We start from the raw sequence: 21667 nt of genomic DNA, 5'->3' as shown, positions 1-21667 counted from the left end.
GTTCCGTCCATGCGTCTTATACTAAAAGTTGTCTCGGTTTTGGTTGCGGTGTTGCTCATAATCTCCACGGTACAGTGGATAGCGTTCCATCGGGCTGAGGAGAGAGTGGAATCCTTGCCCTGCGACACCAGGCTTGCTCCTTACAGGGTTGAAGTCGAGTCGATGTTGCCTCCCTCTAAACTTCTAAAAAACGCAACAGGATACCGCCTAGATGATGGAAAAGTGGAGGCTATAGTTCCCGGAAGGCTTGGCTCACACAGTCCGGATTATGAGATTATTCTTTCAAGGGCTGAGAGTGACCTAAACTTTAGTGTTGCCTCCTTGAGAGATGTCTTGAAGGCAGGGAACGAAGAAATTATAGACGAAGCGTTCTATTCTCTGAAGATAGACTACTTCAAACTGAAATTCGTGAAGGAATACAGGCAAACCAACATCACGGAGGTCAGTTTTAAGCCATCACCTCCCCTAAAATGGGTACTTCGGGCGAGAAACGTTTTTATGGCATTTTTACAAAGCTCTTACGTCCGCGCCGCAATTGCTGCGCTTCTAATAAGCACCGCGTTCTTTGGGGCGATGCTTCTTGGGATGTTTCTTATCGCAAAGCTTCCCGAAATGAACGGCACTCTAAAGTCCGCCCTTGCTCTCGCAGTCTTGGTTATCGTTTTTGTGGCAGTTTTTGGAGGGTTAATTGTCGTTTTCAAACATTTTGGTCCAGCTGATAATGATGCTATCCCAGAGATACCAAAAAATCCTTGTGAGAAGTCCTACAACCTCTATCCGAACTTAGAGGACTTCCACAGAACTGCTCTAAACCATATCTGGGAAAGCGAGAGGAATACTACCTCATGCGAAGTGCTCCAATATCTCCACACGGCTTTGAGTGAGGAAGAACTAGACACCCTCCAGAAAACCCTCAACGTTTCCTGCCCTTAGCTACCTTTTTAAATCCCCCTCATCCTTTTCTTTCGGGAGGTGGCGGCCGTGACCGTCAAGGTCCGCTTTGATAAGGAAGTGAGGGAGTACGCTAAAGGCGAGAAGGTTAAGGATTCGGTTCTCAAGATCACCGAGACGGCCCTTGCTCAGGCCCTTGAGAAGTTCCACAGGAGAATGATAGTCATAGAGGGAGACACGCTGAAGAAGGCCGAGCTGGCCGGAATCCTCGCTGGTGCTTCCGCGAGGGTTCTCTCTGATGTGGTTGGCGAGCTCATCGAAAAGCGCCTTAGAGATGAGAGCGAGGATAAAATCGAGGTTCTCTACGCCACGGATGCCCTTGGCGAGGAGACCTTTGGAAGGAAGCGCTACGAGGCCTTCAGGAAGCACTTCGATGTTCTGGCCGGTTCCGAGGTGAACGTTACGGCTGTTACTTTCAAGCACACGAGAGAGATACTCGGAAGAACATACGACCTTCTTGTCTTGGACATGAGTTATGATTACTCTCCCAACGACCTCGGAAGGATCATCGAGACAGTCCGCGGCGGCGGGCTGATATTTATCCTTGCCCACCCGTTCGAGAAGTGGAAGGACATGTGGACGGGATTCCACAAGAGCCTCGTCACGCCGCCGTACACTATAGAGGACGTCAAGAAGCGCTTCAACAGGAGGCTCATAAGGAAGTTCACCCAGCACGACGGGATATACATCATCACCGAGAACGGAAAGGCGAAGAAGAAGCCCAAGAAGAGTAAGAGCCAGGCCAAAATACGAGCGAGGAAAGGGGTTGAAATCCCTGAGGAGACCATCTTCCCGAAGGAACTGTACGAGATGGCCCTCACGAGGGGACAGGTGGAGGTTCTCAAGGCCTTCGAGGAGCTTGTCGATAAGGAGGGAATGCTCGTTCTTACTGCGGATAGGGGCAGGGGTAAGAGCGTCTCCGTTGGAATAGCGGCTGTAGGCCTCGCCGTTGCTCTGAAGAAGAGGACGAGGATAGTGGTTACCGCGCCCGAGCTTGAGAACGTCCAGTCCCTCTTCAGGTTCGCCAAGAGGGCCCTGGAAAAGCTCGGCTTTAAGCCCTATGTCGTCGAGGAGAAGGGCCTCATAAAGGAGCTCTACGCGAGGAAGATAGGCCTACGCTATTACCCTCCAGCGGAGGGCTACAAGAAGAACGCTGACCTCTACATCCTCGACGAAGCAGCGGGAATCCACGTGCCCATACTTCACAAGTACCTCAACAAGCCGCGCGTTGTCTATTCCTCAACGATCCACGGCTACGAGGGCGCTGGAAGGGGCTTCTCAGTCAAGTTCCTGAAGAAAGCCAGGGAGAAGCGCTCTTTCAAGGAGCTCCACATGGAGGAACCGATAAGGTACGCCTACGGCGATCCAATAGAGAAGTGGCTCTTCGACGTTCTCCTGCTCGATGCAGAGCCCGTCGAGCTGACTGAGGAGGACTACGAGCTGATAAAGCGGAAGGAGGTCTATCTGGAGGAGCCGGACCTCGACGACTGGTTCGAAAACGACAGGGAAGACCTCAGGCACTTCGTTGGCATCTACATTTTGGCTCACTACCGCAACAGACCGAGCGACGTGGCCCTGCTGGCCGATGCCCCGCACCACGAGGCGAGGGTCCTCCGCCTGAAGAACGGCAAGATAGTCACGGCCGTCCAGATAGCAAAGGAAGGCGGAATCCCGAAGAACGTGATAGACAAGATGGCCAAGGGCTACAAGCCGCGCGGGAACATCATTCCGGACATGATGGTCAAGCACCACTACCTCAAGGAGTTCGCCAAGCTGAAGGGCTACAGAATAGTCAGGATAGCAACTCACCCGGATGCAATGGACATGGGGCTCGGAAGCAAGGCCCTTGAGCTCCTCGAGAAGGAGGCGAGGGAGAAGGGCCTCGACTGGATAGGTTCTGGCTTTGGAGCCAGCGAAGAGCTCGTCCGCTTCTGGGTCAGGAACGGCTTCGCGGTTGTCCACCTCAGCCCGGCCAGAAACCCTGTCAGCGGTGAGTTTACTGCCATAGTCCTCAAGCCAATAAGCAAGAAGGCGAAGGAGCTCATCAAGAAGGCCAACGACGAGTTCAGGATCAGGTTTACCGAGTGGCTTGGCGACACCCACAGGGAGCTTGAGCCCGAGATAGCGCGCTGGCTCTTCGAGACGCCCTTCGGCGAGGCCGTTGACTATCCAATTCACCTGACTGAGACCCAGAAGAAGCGCCTCGATGCCTTCACGGGCAAGGTTCTCACCTATGACACTGTGGTGGACGCTGTAAAGCCGATAGTGAAGCTCTACTTCCTCGACGGCTGGATGAAGCCCTACCTCGACGAGAGGCAGATAAAGCTCCTCATATACCGCGTCCTCCAGGCCCACAGCTGGGAGGAAACGGCAAAGCTCATCGACAGGACAGAGATGTTCACGATGATCGAGGTCAGGGACATCATCAGGGGCCTCTGGTACTACTACAAGAGGCTCCTCACCTGAGAGTTTTAGCAATTTTTTTAACCTCTTTTAACTACTTCCGTTGGTTTGAAAATTACGGCGGTGTCAGCGATGCCCAGTGGATGGGAGAAGATAGTTTCGATGACGAAGAGCGGAATGAGGATCATCGGCCAGATGAAGCGGAAGGTCTCGAGGGGAAAGAGGATAGCGCTTCTCATAGACGGGCCTAACATCCTCAGGAAGGAGCTCGGGGTAAAGCTTGAGGACATTGCGGAGGCACTCAGCGAGATCGGGGATATAAGGGTTGCCAAGGTCATTCTCAACCAGTACGCGCCTCAGGGGCTTATCGAGGCAGTCTCAAATCAGGGCTTTGAGCCGATCATAGTCTCCGGCGAGACCGGCGTGAAGCTCGCCGTCGAGGCCATGAAGGAGATCTATAACCCGCACATAGACGTCATAGCCCTCGCCACGAGAAACGCGGAGTTTTTGCCCGTCATCCTGAAGGCGAAGGAGAAAGGAAAAGAGACCGTTGTTATCGGCGTTGAACCGGGCTTTTCAGTGGCTCTTAAGCACGCCGCTGACTACACGATCATTCTCGGCGGTGAGGAGGAATGAAGGAGCGGTTTTTCAAGATTCTAAAGAGGGAGAGCGAGAAAAAAGAGGAAGAGACTCCAAAGAAGACGATAGGGCTTATCATAGACGGGCCGAACATCCTCAGGAAGGAGTTTGGGATAAAGCTTGAGGACATCCTTGAGGCCCTCAAGAGGATAGGAAACGTGAGGGTCGCAAAGGTGATCCTGAACCAGTACGCCCCACAGGGACTTATTGAGGCCGTCGTAAACCAGGGCCTTGAACCTGTCATCGTTGCTGGAGACACCGACGTCCGCGTTGCCATAGAGGCGATGGAGCTGATCTACAACTCCGACGTTGACGTCATAGCCCTCGCATCAAGGGATGCTGACTTTCTCCCGATAATTATTGAGGCAAAGAGGCGCGGCAAGGAGACCGTTGTTATCGGCGTTGATCCGGGCTTTTCTGTGGCCCTTCAGAACGCGGCGGACTACGTAATCAAGATGGAAGGGAGAAAGACCCCTGAAAACAAAGAAGGGTAAGTTAATGGTCTTTTTGCCGCAAGTTCCCAAATCTGCCCACAAACTTTTTTAAACGCTTCTATTATCGAGTTATTGAAGATAACAACTTGTTAATCCCTGGGGGTGAGAAAATGAGGAAGATGGGTGCATTGTTCGTGCTCGGGGTGATCCTAGCGTCTCTCTTCGCGGCTTCCTCGCCGGTTTCGGCAGAGGAGACGCTGACGGTCTACTCCTACGACAGCATCGAGCCGTGGATGAAGGAGATAATCCCCATCTTTGAGCAGAAGTATAACGTCAAAGTCCGCCTCGTACTCTTCGGTGACGCTGGTGAAGTCCTCAGCAGGCTGATAATGGAGAAGGACAACCCGCAGGCTGACGTCGTCGTCGGCATAGACAACAGCTACCTTCAGAAGGCCATAAACGAGGGGATTCTCGTCCCGTACAAGCCGGAAAACGCCAAATACATCCCCGACTGGATAATTAAGAACTTTGACCCAGAGTTTTACTTGACGCCCTACGACTACGGAGCGATAGCGGTGGTGTACAAGAAGAACGAAGTCCCAAACCCACCCAAGACTTTCGAGGAGCTCACAAAGCCCGAGTGGAAGGGCAAGCTCATAGTTGAGAATCCGCTGACGAGCTCCACGGGAATGGCATTCCTTCTCTGGACAATTGCGGTCTACGGTGATAAGTGGCCCTACTACTGGGAAGCCCTGAGAGAAAACGACGTCATCGTTGTCAAGGGCTGGTCTGCAGGCTGGGAGATGTGGGACAAGGGGCAGGCTCCTCTCTTCGTCAGCTACGCAACTGACCCGGCCTACGACGCCTGCAACTACAACGACACCAGCATTGGAGCGGTATTCCTCAACAACACGGCCTACGTGCAGATAGAGGGCGCTGGTATCGTAAAGGGAACGAAGCACCTAGAACTTGCAAAGGCCTTCATTAACTTCCTGATAAGCAAGGAGGCCCAGGAGAAGCTCCCGCTCAACCAGTGGATGTACCCTGTGAACAGCGAGGTCGAGCTTCCAGAATGCTTCAGCTACGCCCTCGACGTGAGTAAGGCTAAGGTCGTTTCAATTCCCACTGATGAGCTTGCGAAGAACACCGACAAGTGGCTCAAGGAGTGGAGGGCAATAATGGTCGAGGGCAAGAGCGCCTCAGAGATTTCGCCGACGAGCACCGCATCAGCCGAGAAGTCCGGCGGCATCTGCGGGCCTGCTCTACTCGTCGGTCTCGCCATCCTTCCACTCGCGCTGAGGAGGAGAAGGTGAGCCTACTCTCCTCCCTTTTTCCAGACTATTTTTCCGTTTACCATTGTCATCACGACGTCACTTCCCCTGGCCGAGTACACGAGCAGGGAGTAAGGGCTCTCCCTCGGCTTGAACCACGACTTTCTGGCGTCTATCAGAAGGAGGTCTGCTAGGTAGCCTTCCCTGATGAGACCGGCTTTAATCCCCAGCGCCCGTGCGCCCCCGACGGTTGCTATCTCGAAGATTTTTCTTGCTGGGATGGAATGGGCTTTTCTTTCGAGGATGTTCGCAAAGAGTGCCGAAGTCCTCATCTCGAGAAACATGTCCATTATGCCAACGGGATTGGGAGAGTCGTTGCCTATGGCCACGTTCACCCCAGCGTGAAGAACTTCTGGGAGGTTTATCGTCGTCCCTTCAAGCTTCACGTTGCTCGTTGGACAGTGAACGAGCGTTGAGCCTGCTGATGCGAGGGTTCTAATTTCTTCGTTGGTAAGATAGACGCCGTGGACTCCAATCAGACGGTCGCTTAACGCCCCAGCTTGCTTTAGATACTCCACCGGTTTTAGACCGTAGCGTCTTTTAACTTCCTTCACTTCGGCCCTGCTCTGGGCGAGGTGGACGTGAATTCTGGCGTTGGTCTCCTCCGACAGTTCGGCCATCTCCCTCATAAGCTCCAGACTGACCGTGTTGGTCGCGTGGGGAGCGAGGGTGGGCGTTACGAGTTCGCTCTTTTCCTGCCAGCGCCTGAAGAATTTGAAACCCTCCTCTGGATCGGCGTGTGGAAAATCTACCAGATCCATTACAGTCTGTCCGATAAAAGCCCTTATCCCCATCTTCTCGGCTTCCCGAGCTATTTCGTCGGCGAAGAAATAGTGGTCGTTTATCGTTGTCGAGCCGTTCATAAGGGCCTCCATGATACCTATTCTGGCCCACTCTCGGATTTCACTTGTTGTCCATTCCAGTTCCATAGGCCAGATTATCTTCTCTAGCCATTCCTCCGTTGGCATGTCCTCTCCAAGTCCTCTAAACTTCGCCATCGCCACGTGGGTGTGTGCGTTTATCAAGCCTGGAATCACAAAGAAGCCTTTTCCGCCGTAAACCTCATCGGGGCCGAATTCCCGGACTTTCTCGGCGGGGACTACGGCGCTGATAGCATTTTCCTCTACCAGAACAGCATGGTTTTGAAGAATTCTTTCGGCGTCAATGACGTCTCCGATGAGCGCGATCATTCTCCCACCGTTTGTATGTTTGACAGTCGAGTAATTAAGCCTTTTGCCGTTTTGACATCCAAATTTCCAAAGGGTTTAAATTTGGGAGAGAAAAGCTATCCCCATGCCGCATTTGATAGAGATAAAGTCCCGGCCCGTGGCACTCTCGCTCTGGTTCAATTGACGCTATTCTTGGTAACATAGATATTAGTTAGTGTTATAAACCCGCTTTCAAAGCCTCTGGAGGTGGTTAAAGGTGATCGATAAGGTTTACTGTGCCGATGTCACGCCCGAAATGGAAGGGAAGAAGGTTAAGCTCGCTGGATGGGTCTACAGAAAGAGGGAAGTCGGAAAGAAAGTCTTTATAGTCCTCCGCGACTCAAGCGGAATTGTCCAGGTCGTCTTTTCAAAGGATCTGAACGAGGAAGCTTATAGAGAGGCCAAGAAAGTCGGAATTGAATCGAGCGTTATCATCGAGGGAACGGTTAAGGCCGATCCCCGCGCGCCGACCGGTGCCGAAGTTCAGGGAGAGAAGCTCCAGATAATCCAGAACGTTGACTTCTTCCCGATAACCAAGGATGCGAGCGACGAGTTCCTGCTCGACGTCAGGCACCTCCACCTGCGCTCCCCGAAGGTCGCGGCGATAATGAAGGTCAAGGGCACGCTCATGCAGGCGGCAAGAGAATGGCTCCTCCAGGACGGCTGGTACGAGGTCTTCCCGCCGATCCTCGTCACCGGAGCAGTTGAGGGCGGAGCGACGCTCTTCAAGCTCAAGTACTTCGACAGGTACGCCTACCTCAGCCAGTCGGCCCAGCTATACCTTGAAGCGGCCATCTTCGGCCTTGAAAAGGTCTGGTCGCTCACTCCGAGCTTCAGGGCCGAGAAGAGCAGGACGAGGAGACACCTCACCGAGTTCTGGCACCTCGAGCTTGAGGCCGCGTGGATGGACCTCTGGGACATCATGAAGGTCGAGGAAGAGCTTGTGAGCTACATGGTTCAGAGGACGCTCGAGCTGAGGAAGAAGGAGATCGAGCTCTACCGCAAGGACGAGGTCAAGACCCTCAAGAACGCCGTTCCACCGTTCCCGAGGATAAGCTACGACGAGGCCATAGACATTCTCCAGAGCAAGGGCGTGAACATCGAGTGGGGAGAGGACATGGGTGCCGACGAGGAGAGAGTATTAACAGAGGAGTTCGAGAGCCCGTTCTTCGTCTACGGCTATCCGAAGCACATCAAGGCCTTCTACATGAAGGAAGACCCAGAGGACCCGAGGAAGGTTCTTGCCGCTGATATGCTCGCCCCAGAGGGGTACGGCGAGATAATCGGCGGCTCCCAGCGTGAGGACGACTACGACAAGCTCGTGCAGAGAATCCTTGAAGAGGGCATGAAGCCTGAGGACTACGAGTGGTACCTCGACCTCAGGAAATATGGCAGCGTTCCGCACAGCGGCTTCGGCCTCGGCCTTGAGAGGCTCGTCGCATGGGTTCTCAAGCTCGACCACGTCCGCTGGGCAACGCTCTTCCCGAGGACGCCGAGCAGGCTGTATCCGTGACGCTTGTGCAAGGGATGAGTGGAATTCGCGGTGCTCTTCATAATTTTCATTTTAGTGCTTTGTTTTGAGATCAGCAAGGCTTTTTGAAAAAAAGCTTGACCAAAAGTTTGAATGTCTTCGAGTTCGAGATTGACCTAATAATGGGGAGTTCTCCGGTAAATTAGCGAAGAAATAGGGGTTTTGTTTTTAACGCCCTTGGACGTTATACCGTGAGCAAACCCTTTGAAAAATTGCAAATTAAGCCGAGAATCTAAAAATGAAGCGAGAATTGTGAAGACATTGGCTTTTTTCAAAGCGGACAAGACATACCAGTCGAAAACATTCTGCCAGCGCTTGTGGGAGGATGTTGGGGGGCGTTAGCCCCCCGGAGAACTAGGAAAGAAGGAAGGTGGGGAAACGTAGTTTCCCGGTTTTTGGAGAACGGAGGTTTGAGAGTACAGGAAACTTTGCAGGGTAAAGTTTCATCAAAGTTTGTGGTTCTTGTCTGTGAGCTATTGGAAAGGATTTTTCACTAGAAAATGGCTTATTGGTTGTGAATTCCGCTTTTATTGGCCTTATTTTTCGTGAGTTTTTCTTTTTAATCGACGCCACAAGGGCGTCAAGGTGAGAGAAACTCTTTCTTAGTAGGCCAAATTTTGGAATTCGTGCCTTTTTAGCCTGAGTATCACAAAATCATTGTAGAAGTGCAATTCTAAAAGGAACCACGAGCCTTGATCAAACTTCGCGAGGAAGCTTTTGGGAAAAGCTTCACCAAAAGTGCTCCCTTTCTTTTGACTTTCCTGTCAAAGAGTGTATTCTCTACCAGAAAGCAACTTCACGCGGGTTTACTCTCAAAATCTCCTGTTGATTGCGATTTCACATTTCTTTTTAGCGCTCGAAGAGCGCTATACGGTGAGGAAATCCTGTATATTTTAGCAACTCGATAAGTAAACCCACTCAAAAGTCAGCTCGCTAAAAACGCATACTACTCTTCCGCCATCCGTTAAGGACGCTTGAACGCTAGTGAAAGCGGCGCTGAAGCTTTTGGAAAAAAGCTTCACCAAAAGTTTGAATGTCTTCGTGATATTGACTGAGAATTAGGCTTCTCATGACAAATTTGCAGATGAATAGGGGTTTCCTTATTTTTAACGCCTTTCGGGCGTTATACTGCGAGCAAACCCCCTTGAGGATTTCCAATTGATGGTGAGAATCTCTGAAAAGCTGGGCACTCAAAAGGACATTCCATCTTTGATGAAACTTTGCCCTGCAAAGTTTCTGTGGTGGGCCCGCGGGGATTCGAACCCCGGACCTCCACCTTGTAAGGGTGGCGTCATAACCATCTAGACCACGGGCCCGCCCGGAATAGGAAAAAGGGGAGGGTTTATAATTTTTTCTACTTCTCGACTCCCCTCCTAACTTTCACGGCCAGTCCCTGCTGGAATATCTTCAGCTCCTCGCCGTTCAGGAGGGTCTGCCCAGTCGCGAGGAGCTCATCGTCCCTGTTAACAACAAGAACCTCGTCGTAGGGCCTTATGTTCGGGTCTGCATCAACCACGAACTTCGCGAAGACGTTCTTCCCCCTCCTTGCGAACGGTTCTGCATCCTCGTCCACTACAACACGCATCCTCGGGAACGACAGGACTCCGTGGAGTCTCTTCGCACCCTCAATTCCAAGCGTCAGCAGGCCGTCCTCCGCTCTGAAGGTAGCGAGATGCTTGCCCTTGGCCTTTATCTGCCTCGGCATCCCGGTCTTCCTTGAGAGCTCGACAAAGGCGTCCTTGAAAGCCTCGCCAGCTCCCTCGCCGAACTGGTACTCTGCAACCGCCATAACGTACTTCCTGGCTTCTCCCTTCTCGGGCTTCTCAACTGTGAAGTCTTCTTCTCCTTCACTCTGGGCGAACGGATAGCTGAGCGAGAGGTACTTCGGAACCTCACCGAAGATCGGGTGGCTGATGGTTTCAGGAAACTTTGATCTAACGCGCTCCGCCCTCTCTCTGGCGCGCTCAACGATTGGCCACCTTAGAGCCCCCTCGCTCACTTTGAAGAAGGCGCTCGCCTTTGTTACCGGCTCGTTCTTCTCAAGGTATTCTCTGTACTCGAGAAGTCTCTTGTAAGCCGCGTAGAGTTTGGGATGGGAGCGGGCCCTCTCATCCACGAGGCGCCACAGCTCGCCCTCTTTTATAGCTTGCTTAACCCTGTTGAGTTCCTCCCTTATGACCCAGAGGTTGTGGAGAGCCAGAAGCCTCGTCCTCTCCTCTTTCGGCATCTCACGGAGCTCCTGCGGCGTATAGCGGGAGCACACGGGACAGGAGCACGGGAAGTACTCAAGTTCTTCCAGCCTCTTTGTCCCCTCGGGTGTCATGTAGCGGTCGTCCTTGGCGTAGAGGGCATAGCTGGCCGAATCGAAGAGGTCTATGCCCATGGCAACCGCCAGCGCGAAAATCATAGGATGCCCTGCGCCGAAGAGATGAACCGGCCTGTCTGGTCTGAGGCCCACCTTCGAAGCTATAACGACATCCACCAGATCCATGTAGCGGTAGCTCTCCATCAGCGGAACAACCGCGCCAATCGGGTGTATCTCGAAGTTCATCCTGCTGAGCTCTCTCGCGGCGTACGTCCTGAGGTCTGGATAGGTTGAGCCCTGTACAGCGGCGTTCATCGCTATCTCCTTGATTTCTTCGGCTTCCTTCGCTCTCTCCAGCGTTATCCTCAAGTCTTCCTCGGCTTTCTCCCTCGGCGCGTCCGGTGGCGTCGGAATGTCAAGGAAAGTCCCTATGTCAACGCCTATTTCATGCTGAAACTCGACGATCTCTCTGTTGGTTACCTCGACGCCGCCGTAGCGCATGAGCTGGAAGGAACCAGAGTCAACCTCGATTATCCCATCGTAGTCAAGGAGTTTGTGTATCCCAACTTCAAGCGCCTTCTCCCTAAGCTCTGGAGTCTTGTATATTATATAGGAGTTCGTGATTATCATCCCAAAGCCCATCTCCTTAAGCTCCTTTGGCGTCACGATCAGCTGTTTCGGGTTGATGACGGGCATTATTGCGGGGGTTTCTACGGTTTTCCCGTTGACCGTGAGCTTTCCGATCCTGCCGGAAGCGTCGCGCGCCTTGACCTCAAACCTGAAATCGACCATTTTTCTCACCTACCTTGAATTGGAAGGGACCTTTAAAAAGGTTCAAAGGGAGGAGAACAGGCTAACGAGGATAAAAGCGAGAACACCGGAAGCCGTTGGAGCAGTGACCCAGCCGCGCAGAATGCCTTTCAGGGCCTTTTTGTTGGGCCTCTCGCCCTTATACAGGCTCACGCCCGATATTGCACCGACGATGGCCTGACCTGAGCTGACCGGGATTCCGAAAAGGTTGGCCAGGGTAACGGCCAGGGCCGCGCCCATCTGGGCCGAAAACCCGGAAGTCGGGCCGAGAGGGGCCAGGTCTCTTCCCACCGTCATCATGACCTCGTAGCTGAACGTCAGCGCTCCAACTCCGAGGGCAACTGCGAGGAGGCCCTTAACCCCAACTCCTCCATCTGCCAGTCCTATCACGTTGGCGAGCTCGTTTGCTCCTAGGTTGAAGGAGGCGTAGGCCGAGGCGGTGAAGGCGAGCCACTTCTGCGTCAGCTCAAGGATTTTAATGTGCTTTATCCTGTTGAGGAGGCGCTTGTACGGGATGTACGTCCCCACGGCCAGAACTCCAGCCAGGGCAGGAGATACAACCCAGGTGAGAACGATCTTTCCGATAACTGGCCAGTTCACGGGAAGGCCCTCCGCGAGGGAAGCCCCAATGAGGGCACCTATTATAGCCTGTGTGGTGGATATTGGGTTTCCCCAGAGGCTGGCCAATGTTACAGTTATAGCGGAGCTGAATAGGACAAGTCCAATGGTTACTGGTTCCATGCCCCTGGCTAGCCCGCTCACCGTGTTAGATACACCCGAACCGCCGAGAAAAGCCCCTAGAAATACGAAGACTCCAATGAGGAGTACGGCCCTCTTAAAGCCGAGTATTCCGGAGCCTACGGCGGTTCCAACGGCCTTTGCGCTGTCGTTCGCTCCTATTGCCCACGCCATGAAGACCGCTGTCGCTATCAGCATCATAGGCATCCCTATAGTCTATTGTGTCTATATAGTTTATGTAGCACAGAGGAGTGCATTGTATTTAAAAATCTTTCTGATAAGCTCTGAAAATCAGCATTCTGCAGTGTGTCTTCAGGTTAATTACCGGTAGCTTGGGCTACAGCTTTCCAAGCACCCATTTGGAGTATCCGTAGAGGTGCAATATCAGGTAGAAAACCGCCCAGAACCAGAGAACGGCGGGGAATATTAATGAGGTTGTAATACCCCCACCCTCGACGAGAACGGGTATAAGCATTGTAAGTGTCTCAAAGCCCCACCAGAGCCCAAAAGCCCACCAGTAACCAAAAACCAACAGGAGAACAGGAACTACAATATCGAGGATTGCTATAAAGTCACCCAGCAGCAGGAACCCCCATTCTTTCGTGAGGCCACCCCCAAGGTTCCTGAGGTCACCAAGGAACCACCTCTTCCTCTGGCGCCAGAGTTTTCTGATGTCCTTGGGCATCTCCGTCCACACCCTCGCTTTTGGCGCGTAGACGACCCTTCCGAGTTTCTTTATGGCCTTTGTCGTCGCGTAGTCTTCAACCGGGTCTTCCACGAAGCCGCCGATCCTCTCAAGAGCCCCCTTTCTGAACGCCGATATTGGTCCAGGAGCGACGCTCAGGTCTTCAAGCTCCTTGGCCCTCCTGAAGGTCGCTATCCTCAGGTGCTCAACGTCCTGCGCTCTCTCAAGAAACGAGTTCCCGAGAACCCTCACCTGGCCACCAACTCCAAGAACGTCTTCCGAGTAAAACCTCCTGACAAGCTCTTTGACGGCGCTTTTCTCAAGCGCGCTGTCCGCGTCGGTGGTGACTATTATTTCCCCAGTTGCTTTGGACAGTCCAAAGTTCAGGGCCTTTGATTTCCCGCCGTGGGCAATCCTGAAAACTTTAAGTCTGGGGTCTTTAATGGATGAAGCCACATCGTACGTGTTATCCTCGCTCCCGTCGTCCACGAATATGACCTCGAAATCTGGATAGTCCTGTGCGAGAGCGGCCTCTATTGCCCTTTTACACCGTTCCCCTTCGTTGTAGGCGGGAATTATTATGGAGACCTTAGGGGTCTGGTCTTTAGTTACATAATTCCTGAAAAGGCTAATTATGTAATTAACGAAGAAGTAGCCGTCCCAGAGGAAAACGATGACCAGCGCCGTTAGGAGGAGGGGGTGCATGTATGAGAGTTAAAATAAGGTCTTTTAATCGTTACTTAAGCTAAGCACCGGCTTTCTTCCCAGCTTGTATTTCACGACGTAGCGGCCGTGTTCAAAGTCATCTTCTACCGCCTCAAGAACCTCAACCGGTTCAAGCTCAAGGCCGAACTCCATGGCTTCCCATTTTATGTCGTCAAAATAGTCGTAAAGCCCACAGGTGGCGCAGAAGGAGCCCTCGAACTCTATTATCACTTCGTCTCCTTCAATCGAGAGAATCCTCGCGTTTGCCTCGCTCCCGTGAAGCCTGTTGAACTCGGCGAGGACTTTCTCTATCTTCTCCCTCACGTCCATCTTCTCACCATGTCTGGTTTTGATCCATCACTTAAAAAGTTTGTTAGACTAACCGAATAGTTTAAAAATCCAAGTCCGAGATGGAGAACGATGAGCGGGATAAGGTGGGCCGAGAGGGAGTACACGGACGAGGAGATTTATTCCATCCTTAGCGAGCCGGTTAGGGAGTGGTTTAAGCGGAAGTTTGGAACATTCACCCCGCCCCAGCGCTACGCCGTCCTTGAAATCCATAAAGGTGAGAACGTTCTCATTTCATCCCCAACGGGTTCTGGAAAGACTCTCTCGGCATTTCTCTCCGCAATAAACGAGCTGATTCTCCTTGGAAAGGAAAGCAAGCTTGAGGATAAGATCTACGTCCTCTACGTCTCACCCCTCCGCGCCCTGAACAATGATATCAAGAGGAACCTGGAGGGTCCGCTGGCGGAGATAAAGGAAGTGGCCAAAGAGCTCGGCTATGAACTGCCTGAGATAAGGGTAGGGATAAGGACGAGCGACACATCGAGCTATGAGAAGAGCAAGATGGTAAAAAAGCCACCTCACATTCTAATAACAACCCCAGAAAGTCTCGCCATTGCCTTAAACGCTCCCAAATTCAGCGAGAGGCTGAAGACGGTTAAGTACGTCATCATTGACGAGGTTCACGCACTCGCTGAAAACAAGCGCGGCTCCCACCTCGCGCTGAGCATTGAACGCCTACAAGAGATGGCCGAGAACGAGTTCGTGAGGATCGGGCTGAGCGCGACGATTCACCCGCTTGAGGAAGTCGCCAAGTTCGTCTTCGGCTTCAATGACGATGGAACCCCCAGGCCTGGCCTCATAGTGGACGTCTCCTTCGCGAAGGAAACAGAGATAAAGGTCGAGAGCGTTGTGGAAGACTTAATCTACACCGATGCCGGAACGCTCAGCGACGCCCTCTACAACCGCCTGGCGGAGCTGATACGGGAGCACAGGACGACGCTCATCTTCACCAACACGAGGAGCGGCGCCGAGAGGGTGGCTTTCAACCTGAAGAAGCGTTTTCCGGAGTTTGAGGGTCTGATAGAGGCCCACCATTCCTCATTGTCGAGAGAGGTTCGTTTGGACGTAGAGGAGAAGCTGAAAAGAGGAGAGCTGAAGGCGGTTGTCACCTCGACAAGTCTTGAGCTCGGAATTGATATTGGTACAATAGACCTCGTCGTTCTCATCGGATCGCCAAAGAGCGTTAACAGGGCCCTGCAGAGAATCGGTAGGGCTGGACACAGGCTCCACGACGTAAGCAAGGGGATTATCCTCGCCCTCGACAGGGACGACCTCGTTGAGGTTACTGTCTTGGCTCACAACGCGAGAAACAGAAGATTGGACAGGGTTAGAATCCCGAAGAATCCGCTCGACGTCCTCGTTCAGCACATAGTCGGCATGGCCCTCTACAAGGTCTGGGAGGTCGAAGAGGCCTACCGCCTGGTTAGAAGGGCCTATCCCTTCCACGAGCTTCCCTTTGAGGACTTCATGAGCGTCCTGAAGTACCTTTCAGGTGGCTATGAGGGACTTGAGGACAGAAAGGTCTACGCCAAGATATGGCTCGAGGACGGGAAGTTCGGAAGGCGTGGAAAGATGACGAGGGCTATCTACTACATGAACGTTGGCACTATTCCAGACGAGGCAAAGATAAGGGTTTACACGATGGACAAGCAAATGATTGGGACTGTTGAGGAAGAGTTCGCCGAAAGGCTGATGCCGGGGGACATCTTCGTCTTGGCCGGCAGAACCTACGAATTCGTGAAGAGCAGGGGCAACAAGATATACGTCGTCCCGCGCGAGGGGGCGAAGCCCACCATCCCAGCCTGGTTCTCTGAGATGCTTCCGCTGAGCTTTGATTTGGCCCTCGACGTTCAGCGCTTCAGGAGGGAGGTGAAGGGGCTGTTGAACAACAAACGGGCCAAGTCCCTTCTCATGAGGAAGTACGGAATAGACGAGAGGGCAGCCAAGGCCATAATAGCCTACTTCCGCGAGCAGGAGAGGTATTCAACAGTCCCCGACGACGAGACGGTTCTGGTGGAGGAAGTTGAGAAGGATAACACCTACGAGTACTTCTTCCACACGCTGATCGGAAGGAGGGCCAACGACGCCTTAAGCAGGGCCTTCGCCTACGCTGTTGGAAGATGGAAGGGGGTAAACGTCGGCATAGCCCTCAACGACAACGGCTTCCTCCTTAGAGTTCCGAAAGAAGCCAGGCTGAGCGAGAATGAAATCATGGAACTCTTCCAGCTGGAAGATCTGAGGGAAATTCTCAAGAGGGCTCTCGACAACACGGAGCTTTTGAAGAGGCGCTTCAGGCATGTGGCGAACAGGGGCTTTCTGATCCTGAGAAGATACGTGGGAAGGAGCAAGCGCCTCGGCAGACAGCAGGTCATAGCGGTTTCGCTCCTCAAAGTCCTCAAGGAGCACTACCCTGACTTCCCGCTCCTGAAGGAGGTTTACAGGGAGATCATGGAGGACAAGATGGACGTTGAGAACGCCGAACTGTTCCTGAGCTGGGTGCGGGAGGGGAAGATCAAGGTCGTCTTCGAGAGGAACGAGCTTCCGAGTCCGTTCGCCTTCAACCTTGAGGCAATAGGTTCGAGCGATGTCGTTCTGATGGAGGACAGGAGGGAGATGATAAAGGCCCTCCACCGGAAGATAATGGCCTTAATTGGGGAAAACGCCACCTAATTTGGCTTTTTTAGCCTTTCAAAACGCTTAAGACGCCCTAATAATTTTCTGACTTTATTTGCTTTGCCTGTGTAAAAATGTGTTCCTGGTTACATCACTTTTCACCGCCGGTGAAAACAAGCCTTAAGTATTTTACAGTCATAAAATTGTCGGGTGGTAGCATGAAGGTGAAAGTCGGAATAAACGGTTACGGGACAATCGGGAAGAGGGTTGCTTACGCCGTTTCCAAGCAGGATGACATGGAGCTCATCGGCGTAACCAAGACGAAGCCCGACTTCGAGGCCTATCTGGCGAGGGAGAGGGGCATTCCTGTCTATGCCGCGAGCGAGGAGTTCTTACCGAGGTTCGAGAAGGCCGGCTTTGAAGTTGCTGGAACGCTCAACGACCTCTTGGAGAAGGTTGACGTAATCGTTGATGCCACACCGGGTGGAATGGGTGCAAAGAACAAGGCCCTCTACGAAAAGGCCGGAGTTAAGGCGATCTTCCAGGGCGGTGAGAAGGCAGAGGTTGCTCAGGTCTCATTCGTGGCCCAGGCTAACTACGAAAAGGCCCTCGGAAAGGACTACGTCAGGGTTGTCTCCTGCAACACGACTGGATTGACCAGAACGCTCTCAGCCCTTCAGGAGTACATCAACTACGTCTACGCTGTCATGATTAGGAGGGCCGCAGATCCGAACGACTCAAAGAGAGGTCCAATCAACGCCATAAAGCCCACGGTTGAGGTTCCTTCCCACCACGGGCCAGACGTCCAGACGGTTATTCCGATAAACATCGAGACGATGGCCTTCGTCGTGCCCACTACCCTCATGCACGTCCACAGCGTCATGATTGAACTCAAGAAGCCGATAACGAGGGAAGATGTGATAGATATCTTCGAGAACACCACCAGAGTTCTCCTCTTCGAGAAGGAGAGGGGCTTTGAGAGCACGGCCCAGCTCATAGAGTTCGCAAGGGATCTCCACCGCGAGTGGAACAACCTCTACGAGATAGCCGTCTGGAAGGAGAGCATAAGCGTGAAGGGCAACAGGCTCTTCTACATCCAGGCCGTTCACCAAGAGAGCGACGTCGTGCCAGAGAACGTGGATGCGATAAGGGCCATGTTCGAGATGGCGGACAAGTGGGAGAGCATAAAGAAGACGAACAAGAGCCTTGGAATTCTGAAGTGATTTCAGAAACGTCTTTAAACTCGCCCTCAATTTCTTTTTGATGGAGAATGGAAGCTGAAGAGTACCTTCTCCTGCTCGGGCTGGCGCTGGCAGTTCTTGCCCTCGTTTTTCCTGGACAAACACTCAGCGGGGAATTCTGCGAAGGGTCCCACGGGAAGCTGGGAGACTATTACGTCAGCGTTTCGGGCGGTTTCCTGCGGGTATCAGCCGTGAGCGGGGATGTATTCATCGCCCACGGTCAGAACGTTATTCTGAAGAGAGTACCGATTGAGTACTCGTATCTACCAGACAGCGGATGCTACATCCTTAAAATCAGGTACAAGGGAGGGACTTCCCTCTACGCTTTCGCCGGCGGGCTTGCCCTTGCTGGCGGGGCCTTTTTTTACATGGCTTTTCTGAAGTACCGCTGAGTCTATCTTTCTTTAAAAAAGGTCTTCATATCAACAAAACTATCCAGCAAAAGAAATAAGAAATGGATAAAAATGGATAAATACCACCGAGGCCAACATGAGATGGTGGTGACATGTCAGTATCAAATACGCCAGAAGAATGGGCGTCAGCATTCCCTTCAAGGCGTGATCTAAAAGAGAGGCTCGAGTTCATCCGCCTCTATGTCTTCAGGCTCAAGCAGAACCCGGACGAGGTTTTCAGAGAGCAGGTTAAGCTCATCAACTCCCTCCTCAAGTCGTCGAAGAGCTTTCCGCTATCAAGAGAGAAGTACCTCCGCCTTAAGGGGGAGCTGAGGGTCAAGAAAGGCTAAACCCCCAGCTTCTTCCTAACTTCCTCAACGCTCAACCCCTTAACCAGCAAATCCTTCTCCCTGCTCGTCTCTCCCCTGACTATGTTGACTTCCGCTCCGAGGAGTTTCGAGAAGAACTTCACGACTTCCTTGTTGGCCTTGCCCTCAACTGGCGGAGCCGCTATCCTGACCTTCAGCCTTCCGCGCCACCCGTCTACCCCTTCAATCGCGTTCTTCTTTGCCTTTGGCTGGACGTAAATCATTATCAGGACTCCCTCTTTAGTCTCCTTGATGAACTTCATATCAATCCCTCCACTCGTACTTCCAGACTATTTCCGGCGGGAATTCACCCCGCTTAAGCTTTTCGAGTATCTCATTTGCCACCGAATATGCAAAATCGAAAGTTTTCTTGTCTATCAGCCTGTAGTTCAGCGCCATCTCAAGCTCATCCTCGTCGAGGAGAAAAGCTTCCCCGCTCGGGAAGACGAAGATATCTAAGAACAGGTCGAGCATCTCTATCGTGTCTCCATAACGCTTTGTATAAGCCAGAACATCAACGTAAAGCCCCTTGAAGTATCCTTTCTCATCGTAAACTTTGAGGATGTCGTAGTTTCTCCCGATGAATGCAAAGTACACCATCTTATAGCCGTTGTCTACGACCTTAACGCCGTTTACGAAGAGGGGCGCCAGCATGCCTGAGAACTCCGATTTTGCAACGACTACGTCCCCAATGTCAGCGAGAACTTCGTCTTCTCTCTCAAGCACTCTGTTTGGAATGCGTTTGTAGATGAGGTGGATTTTTGAACTCATGTTTAAGGGAGGATTAAAATTGATTAAAATGATTTTTGTATTCTGTTGGAGTTCTCTCAACGGCAGGGATGTCTCCAATCTCAAGCCAACCACCCTCAGAGAAAAGACCCGTGACCCAGTTTGGGATCTAGGGGTTTTCTTCGATCTTCAAGCACATTCGACAGACTTTTAAACGCTGAGCCATAGCTTTTAACATGAACATCTACGAGATGCTCGCGCTCATAGCATTCGGATACGTTCTCAAGCGTCTGTTTAAGTCTGAGAAGCCCTTTGACTACATCCGAATCCTCACAAACGACATTCTTCTGGCCTTCTTCGTCTTCGGCAACGTCGCGAGCAAGGATTTGGGATACTTACTCAGCATAAAGACGGTTTTCATCTACGTCTTTCTCGTAATAGGCATAAGTCTTGGCTCCTCTTACCTCTACGGCAGGTTCGTTCTCAAAAACGACCCCTGGGCTGGTGCACTCATGGTTCTCTCGGTTTACCCGAACACCGCGGCCCTAGGCTTCCCGATAGCGAGCCTCTTCTTGGACGACATAACCCCCGCAATTCTCTACTCAACAACCAACAGCCTCATCGTAATCCCGATAGTGACGTTCATAGCGGCCCACTACTCCAGCGGCGGTGCTTCACTAAGGAGGAGCATCGAAAAGGCCCTGAAGTTCCCGCCGACAGTCGCCAACCTGCTTGCCCTCGCCCTTGTGATAGCTGGAATCCGCCTTCCGGGCTGGATCATCGAGCCCATTAAGACGATCGGCTGGTGGAGCATCCCGCTCCTGATAATCTACTTCGGCTCGCGGATAACCCTCAGCAGGTTCGAGCTCAGGAAGTTCCTCGAAGTGGGGGCCTTTAGGATAGCGATTCCATTCATCTTCGTCTTCCTCACCCTCAGGAACGCCAGCCTAGAGGTTTTCTACTCGGTTCTGGTCGAGGCCAGCATGCCGCCGGCGATAGCCGCCAATGCGATTCTTGCACAGTACCAGCTGAAGGCTGAGGAGGCAATAAGCGTTACCTTTGTCCTTACTCTCATCGTTATCGGCCTCTTCATGGCCTTAAAGGCTCTTCTCTGACCGATGCCTTTTTAGTCCTTCGATGGATTTTTGAACGGTGATAACATGGAGCGCGTCGTTGAGATTCTGAAGGAGATACTTGAGATACCGTCCCCAACAGGCTACACGAAAGAGGTAATGGAACACATTGAGAAAAAGCTTACCGAGGCAGGGATTAAGACCTACTACACCAACAAGGGCGCCCTGATAGCGGGCAACCACCCCGAGCCTGAACTCGTGATTGCGGCACACGTTGACACTCTAGGTGCGATGGTAAAGGGCATCCTCCCCGACGGACATCTGAGCTTCACGAGAATAGGCGGCCTTCTCCTTCCTGCCTTCGAGGGGGAGTACTGCACGATAATCACCCGCTCAGGAAAGCGCTACCGCGGGACGCTCCTCCTCAAGAACCCGAGCGTTCACGTGAACAAAGAGGCAGGAAAGAAGGAGAGAACAGAGGAGAACATGTACATCCGCCTCGATGCAGAGGTGGAGAAGAAAGAAGACACTGAAAAGCTCGGCATAAGGCCCGGCGACTTCATTGCCTTCGACCCGAAGTTCGAGTACGTGAACGGCTTCGTCAAGGCCCACTTCTTGGACGACAAGGCGAGCGTGGCAGTGCTAATTGACCTCATGCTCGACCTTAGTCAGACCCTTGAAAAGCTCCCGGTTGCGTTCTTCTTCTCGCCGTACGAGGAGGTCGGCCACGGCGGTTCGGCAGGCTATCCCAAGAGCACGAAGGAACTCCTAGTCGTTGATATGGGAGTAGTTGGGGAGGGAGTAACAGGGAAAGAGACCGCCGTCTCAATAGCGGCCAAGGACTCGAGCGGCCCCTATGACTACGAGATGACGACCAAACTAATCGAACTTGCCGAGAAGAGGGGAATCCCTTACACCGTGGACGTCTTCCCATACTACGGCTCGGACGGGAGCGCGGCCTTGAGGGCTGGCTGGGACTTCAGGGTTGCCCTCATCGGCCAGGGAGTCCACGCCAGCCACGGCATGGAGAGAACACACGTTAAGGGAATGCTCGCCACGAAGGAGCTGATAAGGGCATACATCGAGGAGAAGTTCCTCTGATTGGTCTTTCCAAATTTTTATCACATTTGCCGAAAAGCTTAAATTGATTCTCAACAGAATCA

19 protein-coding genes and 1 tRNA gene are annotated in these 21667 nt (G+C 52.5%); 12 read left to right on the top strand and 8 right to left on the bottom strand.

The genetic code is table 11. The annotated features are described in order from the left end of the window. The first annotated feature begins 51 nt into the window (after positions 1-51). The 5 genes from ACZ5TN_RS02270 to ACZ5TN_RS02250 all read left to right on the top strand — a co-directional run bounded on the left by ACZ5TN_RS02270 (position 52) and on the right by ACZ5TN_RS02250 (position 5740). Positions 52-933 (top strand): hypothetical protein, encoded by an 882-nt coding sequence (locus tag ACZ5TN_RS02270; RefSeq protein ID WP_143598670.1) that lies wholly within the window; start codon positions 52-54, stop codon positions 931-933. A 48-nt stretch (positions 934-981) separates the two neighbouring features. Further along, positions 982-3417 (top strand): tRNA(Met) cytidine acetyltransferase TmcA, encoded by a 2436-nt coding sequence (locus ACZ5TN_RS02265; protein WP_464917036.1) that lies wholly within the window; start codon positions 982-984, stop codon positions 3415-3417. Positions 3418-3486: 69 nt separating this feature from the next. Continuing rightward, entirely contained in the window at positions 3487-3990 is a 504-nt protein-coding gene (locus ACZ5TN_RS02260; RefSeq protein WP_464917035.1) for a TIGR00288 family NYN domain-containing protein, read from the top strand. Next, the gene (locus tag ACZ5TN_RS02255) at positions 3987-4487 is read left to right on the top strand and encodes a TIGR00288 family NYN domain-containing protein (RefSeq protein WP_011249707.1); all 501 of its coding nucleotides are present in this window, start codon (positions 3987-3989) and stop codon (positions 4485-4487) included. The genes ACZ5TN_RS02260 and ACZ5TN_RS02255 overlap by 4 nt, the downstream gene beginning before the upstream one ends. Positions 4488-4597: 110 nt before the next feature. Next, positions 4598-5740 carry a thiamine ABC transporter substrate-binding protein gene (locus tag ACZ5TN_RS02250; RefSeq protein ID WP_464917034.1) on the top strand — a complete coding sequence of 381 codons (1143 nt, stop codon included), beginning with the start codon at positions 4598-4600 and terminating at the stop codon, positions 5738-5740. Positions 5741-5742: 2 nt separating this feature from the next. Here ACZ5TN_RS02250 and ACZ5TN_RS02245 read toward each other — a convergent pair whose 3' ends face one another. Then, entirely contained in the window at positions 5743-6948 is a 1206-nt protein-coding gene (locus tag ACZ5TN_RS02245) for an amidohydrolase family protein (protein ID WP_464917033.1), read from the bottom strand. A 235-nt stretch (positions 6949-7183) separates the two neighbouring features. Between ACZ5TN_RS02245 and asnS the strand changes: the two genes are divergently transcribed. Continuing rightward, a complete protein-coding gene (asnS, locus tag ACZ5TN_RS02240) occupies positions 7184-8479 on the top strand; it encodes an asparagine--tRNA ligase (protein WP_464917032.1) in 1296 nt (431 codons plus the stop codon). A 1257-nt stretch (positions 8480-9736) separates the two neighbouring features. Here the strand turns inward: asnS and ACZ5TN_RS02235 are convergent. From ACZ5TN_RS02235 to ACZ5TN_RS02215, 5 genes are all read right to left on the bottom strand, one after another. Next, positions 9737-9813: transfer RNA gene (locus tag ACZ5TN_RS02235), tRNA-Val, on the bottom strand. A gap of 38 nt (positions 9814-9851) precedes the next feature. Then, entirely contained in the window at positions 9852-11594 is a 1743-nt protein-coding gene (gene tgtA, locus ACZ5TN_RS02230; protein WP_464917460.1) for a tRNA guanosine(15) transglycosylase TgtA, read from the bottom strand. Between the two features lie 42 nt (positions 11595-11636). Next, entirely contained in the window at positions 11637-12557 is a 921-nt protein-coding gene (locus ACZ5TN_RS02225; RefSeq protein ID WP_464917031.1) for an anion permease, read from the bottom strand. Positions 12558-12687: 130 nt separating this feature from the next. Further along, positions 12688-13740, bottom strand: coding sequence for a glycosyltransferase family 2 protein (locus ACZ5TN_RS02220; RefSeq protein WP_464917030.1), 1053 nt, complete (start codon positions 13738-13740; stop codon positions 12688-12690). A 24-nt stretch (positions 13741-13764) separates the two neighbouring features. Beyond that, positions 13765-14070, bottom strand: coding sequence for a hypothetical protein (locus ACZ5TN_RS02215; RefSeq protein WP_054839808.1), 306 nt, complete (start codon positions 14068-14070; stop codon positions 13765-13767). A 90-nt stretch (positions 14071-14160) separates the two neighbouring features. Between ACZ5TN_RS02215 and ACZ5TN_RS02210 the strand changes: the two genes are divergently transcribed. The 4 genes from ACZ5TN_RS02210 (at position 14161) to ACZ5TN_RS02195 (ending at position 18684) form a co-directional block, all read left to right on the top strand. Beyond that, positions 14161-16758, top strand: coding sequence for an ATP-dependent helicase (locus ACZ5TN_RS02210; protein ID WP_464917029.1), 2598 nt, complete (start codon positions 14161-14163; stop codon positions 16756-16758). 161 nt (positions 16759-16919) lie between these two features. Then, on the top strand, positions 16920-17924 hold the full coding sequence (locus ACZ5TN_RS02205) for a phosphorylating glyceraldehyde-3-phosphate dehydrogenase (protein ID WP_464917028.1): 1005 nt from the start codon (positions 16920-16922) through the stop codon (positions 17922-17924). A 47-nt stretch (positions 17925-17971) separates the two neighbouring features. Beyond that, positions 17972-18334 (top strand): hypothetical protein, encoded by a 363-nt coding sequence (locus ACZ5TN_RS02200; RefSeq protein WP_464917027.1) that lies wholly within the window; start codon positions 17972-17974, stop codon positions 18332-18334. A 113-nt stretch (positions 18335-18447) separates the two neighbouring features. Next, positions 18448-18684 (top strand): hypothetical protein, encoded by a 237-nt coding sequence (locus ACZ5TN_RS02195; RefSeq protein ID WP_011249718.1) that lies wholly within the window; start codon positions 18448-18450, stop codon positions 18682-18684. Here the strand turns inward: ACZ5TN_RS02195 and ACZ5TN_RS02190 are convergent. After that, positions 18681-18965, bottom strand: coding sequence for a DUF167 domain-containing protein (locus ACZ5TN_RS02190; RefSeq protein WP_011249719.1), 285 nt, complete (start codon positions 18963-18965; stop codon positions 18681-18683). The two genes, ACZ5TN_RS02195 and ACZ5TN_RS02190, sit on opposite strands and share 4 nt — an antisense overlap. A gap of 1 nt (position 18966) precedes the next feature. Next, entirely contained in the window at positions 18967-19473 is a 507-nt protein-coding gene (locus ACZ5TN_RS02185) for a ribonuclease FAU-1 family protein (protein WP_464917026.1), read from the bottom strand. A gap of 194 nt (positions 19474-19667) precedes the next feature. Between ACZ5TN_RS02185 and ACZ5TN_RS02180 the strand changes: the two genes are divergently transcribed. After that, a complete protein-coding gene (locus ACZ5TN_RS02180) occupies positions 19668-20546 on the top strand; it encodes an AEC family transporter (protein ID WP_464917025.1) in 879 nt (292 codons plus the stop codon). Between the two features lie 45 nt (positions 20547-20591). Then, positions 20592-21605 carry a M42 family metallopeptidase gene (locus tag ACZ5TN_RS02175; protein WP_464917024.1) on the top strand — a complete coding sequence of 338 codons (1014 nt, stop codon included), beginning with the start codon at positions 20592-20594 and terminating at the stop codon, positions 21603-21605. Positions 21606-21667 lie beyond the last annotated feature (62 nt).

Source organism: Thermococcus sp. JCM 11816, from assembly GCF_055396515.1.
This window is presented reverse-complemented; position numbering and strand designations above follow the sequence as displayed.

Coding starts and splice junctions, on each gene's coding strand:
- ACZ5TN_RS02260 (WP_464917035.1), top strand. CDS start 3,487: ATGCCCAGTGGATGGGAGAAGATAGTTTCGATGACGAAGAGCGGAATG.
- ACZ5TN_RS02190 (WP_011249719.1), bottom strand. CDS start 18,965: ATGAAGTTCATCAAGGAGACTAAAGAGGGAGTCCTGATAATGATTTAC.
- ACZ5TN_RS02195 (WP_011249718.1), top strand. CDS start 18,448: ATGTCAGTATCAAATACGCCAGAAGAATGGGCGTCAGCATTCCCTTCA.
- ACZ5TN_RS02175 (WP_464917024.1), top strand. CDS start 20,592: ATGGAGCGCGTCGTTGAGATTCTGAAGGAGATACTTGAGATACCGTCC.
- ACZ5TN_RS02250 (WP_464917034.1), top strand. CDS start 4,598: ATGAGGAAGATGGGTGCATTGTTCGTGCTCGGGGTGATCCTAGCGTCT.
- ACZ5TN_RS02225 (WP_464917031.1), bottom strand. CDS start 12,557: ATGCCTATGATGCTGATAGCGACAGCGGTCTTCATGGCGTGGGCAATA.
- ACZ5TN_RS02180 (WP_464917025.1), top strand. CDS start 19,668: ATGAACATCTACGAGATGCTCGCGCTCATAGCATTCGGATACGTTCTC.
- tgtA (WP_464917460.1), bottom strand. CDS start 11,594: ATGGTCGATTTCAGGTTTGAGGTCAAGGCGCGCGACGCTTCCGGCAGG.
- ACZ5TN_RS02215 (WP_054839808.1), bottom strand. CDS start 14,070: ATGGACGTGAGGGAGAAGATAGAGAAAGTCCTCGCCGAGTTCAACAGG.
- ACZ5TN_RS02205 (WP_464917028.1), top strand. CDS start 16,920: ATGAAGGTGAAAGTCGGAATAAACGGTTACGGGACAATCGGGAAGAGG.
- ACZ5TN_RS02255 (WP_011249707.1), top strand. CDS start 3,987: ATGAAGGAGCGGTTTTTCAAGATTCTAAAGAGGGAGAGCGAGAAAAAA.
- ACZ5TN_RS02185 (WP_464917026.1), bottom strand. CDS start 19,473: ATGAGTTCAAAAATCCACCTCATCTACAAACGCATTCCAAACAGAGTG.
- ACZ5TN_RS02245 (WP_464917033.1), bottom strand. CDS start 6,948: ATGATCGCGCTCATCGGAGACGTCATTGACGCCGAAAGAATTCTTCAA.
- ACZ5TN_RS02210 (WP_464917029.1), top strand. CDS start 14,161: ATGAGCGGGATAAGGTGGGCCGAGAGGGAGTACACGGACGAGGAGATT.
- ACZ5TN_RS02200 (WP_464917027.1), top strand. CDS start 17,972: ATGGAAGCTGAAGAGTACCTTCTCCTGCTCGGGCTGGCGCTGGCAGTT.
- ACZ5TN_RS02220 (WP_464917030.1), bottom strand. CDS start 13,740: ATGCACCCCCTCCTCCTAACGGCGCTGGTCATCGTTTTCCTCTGGGAC.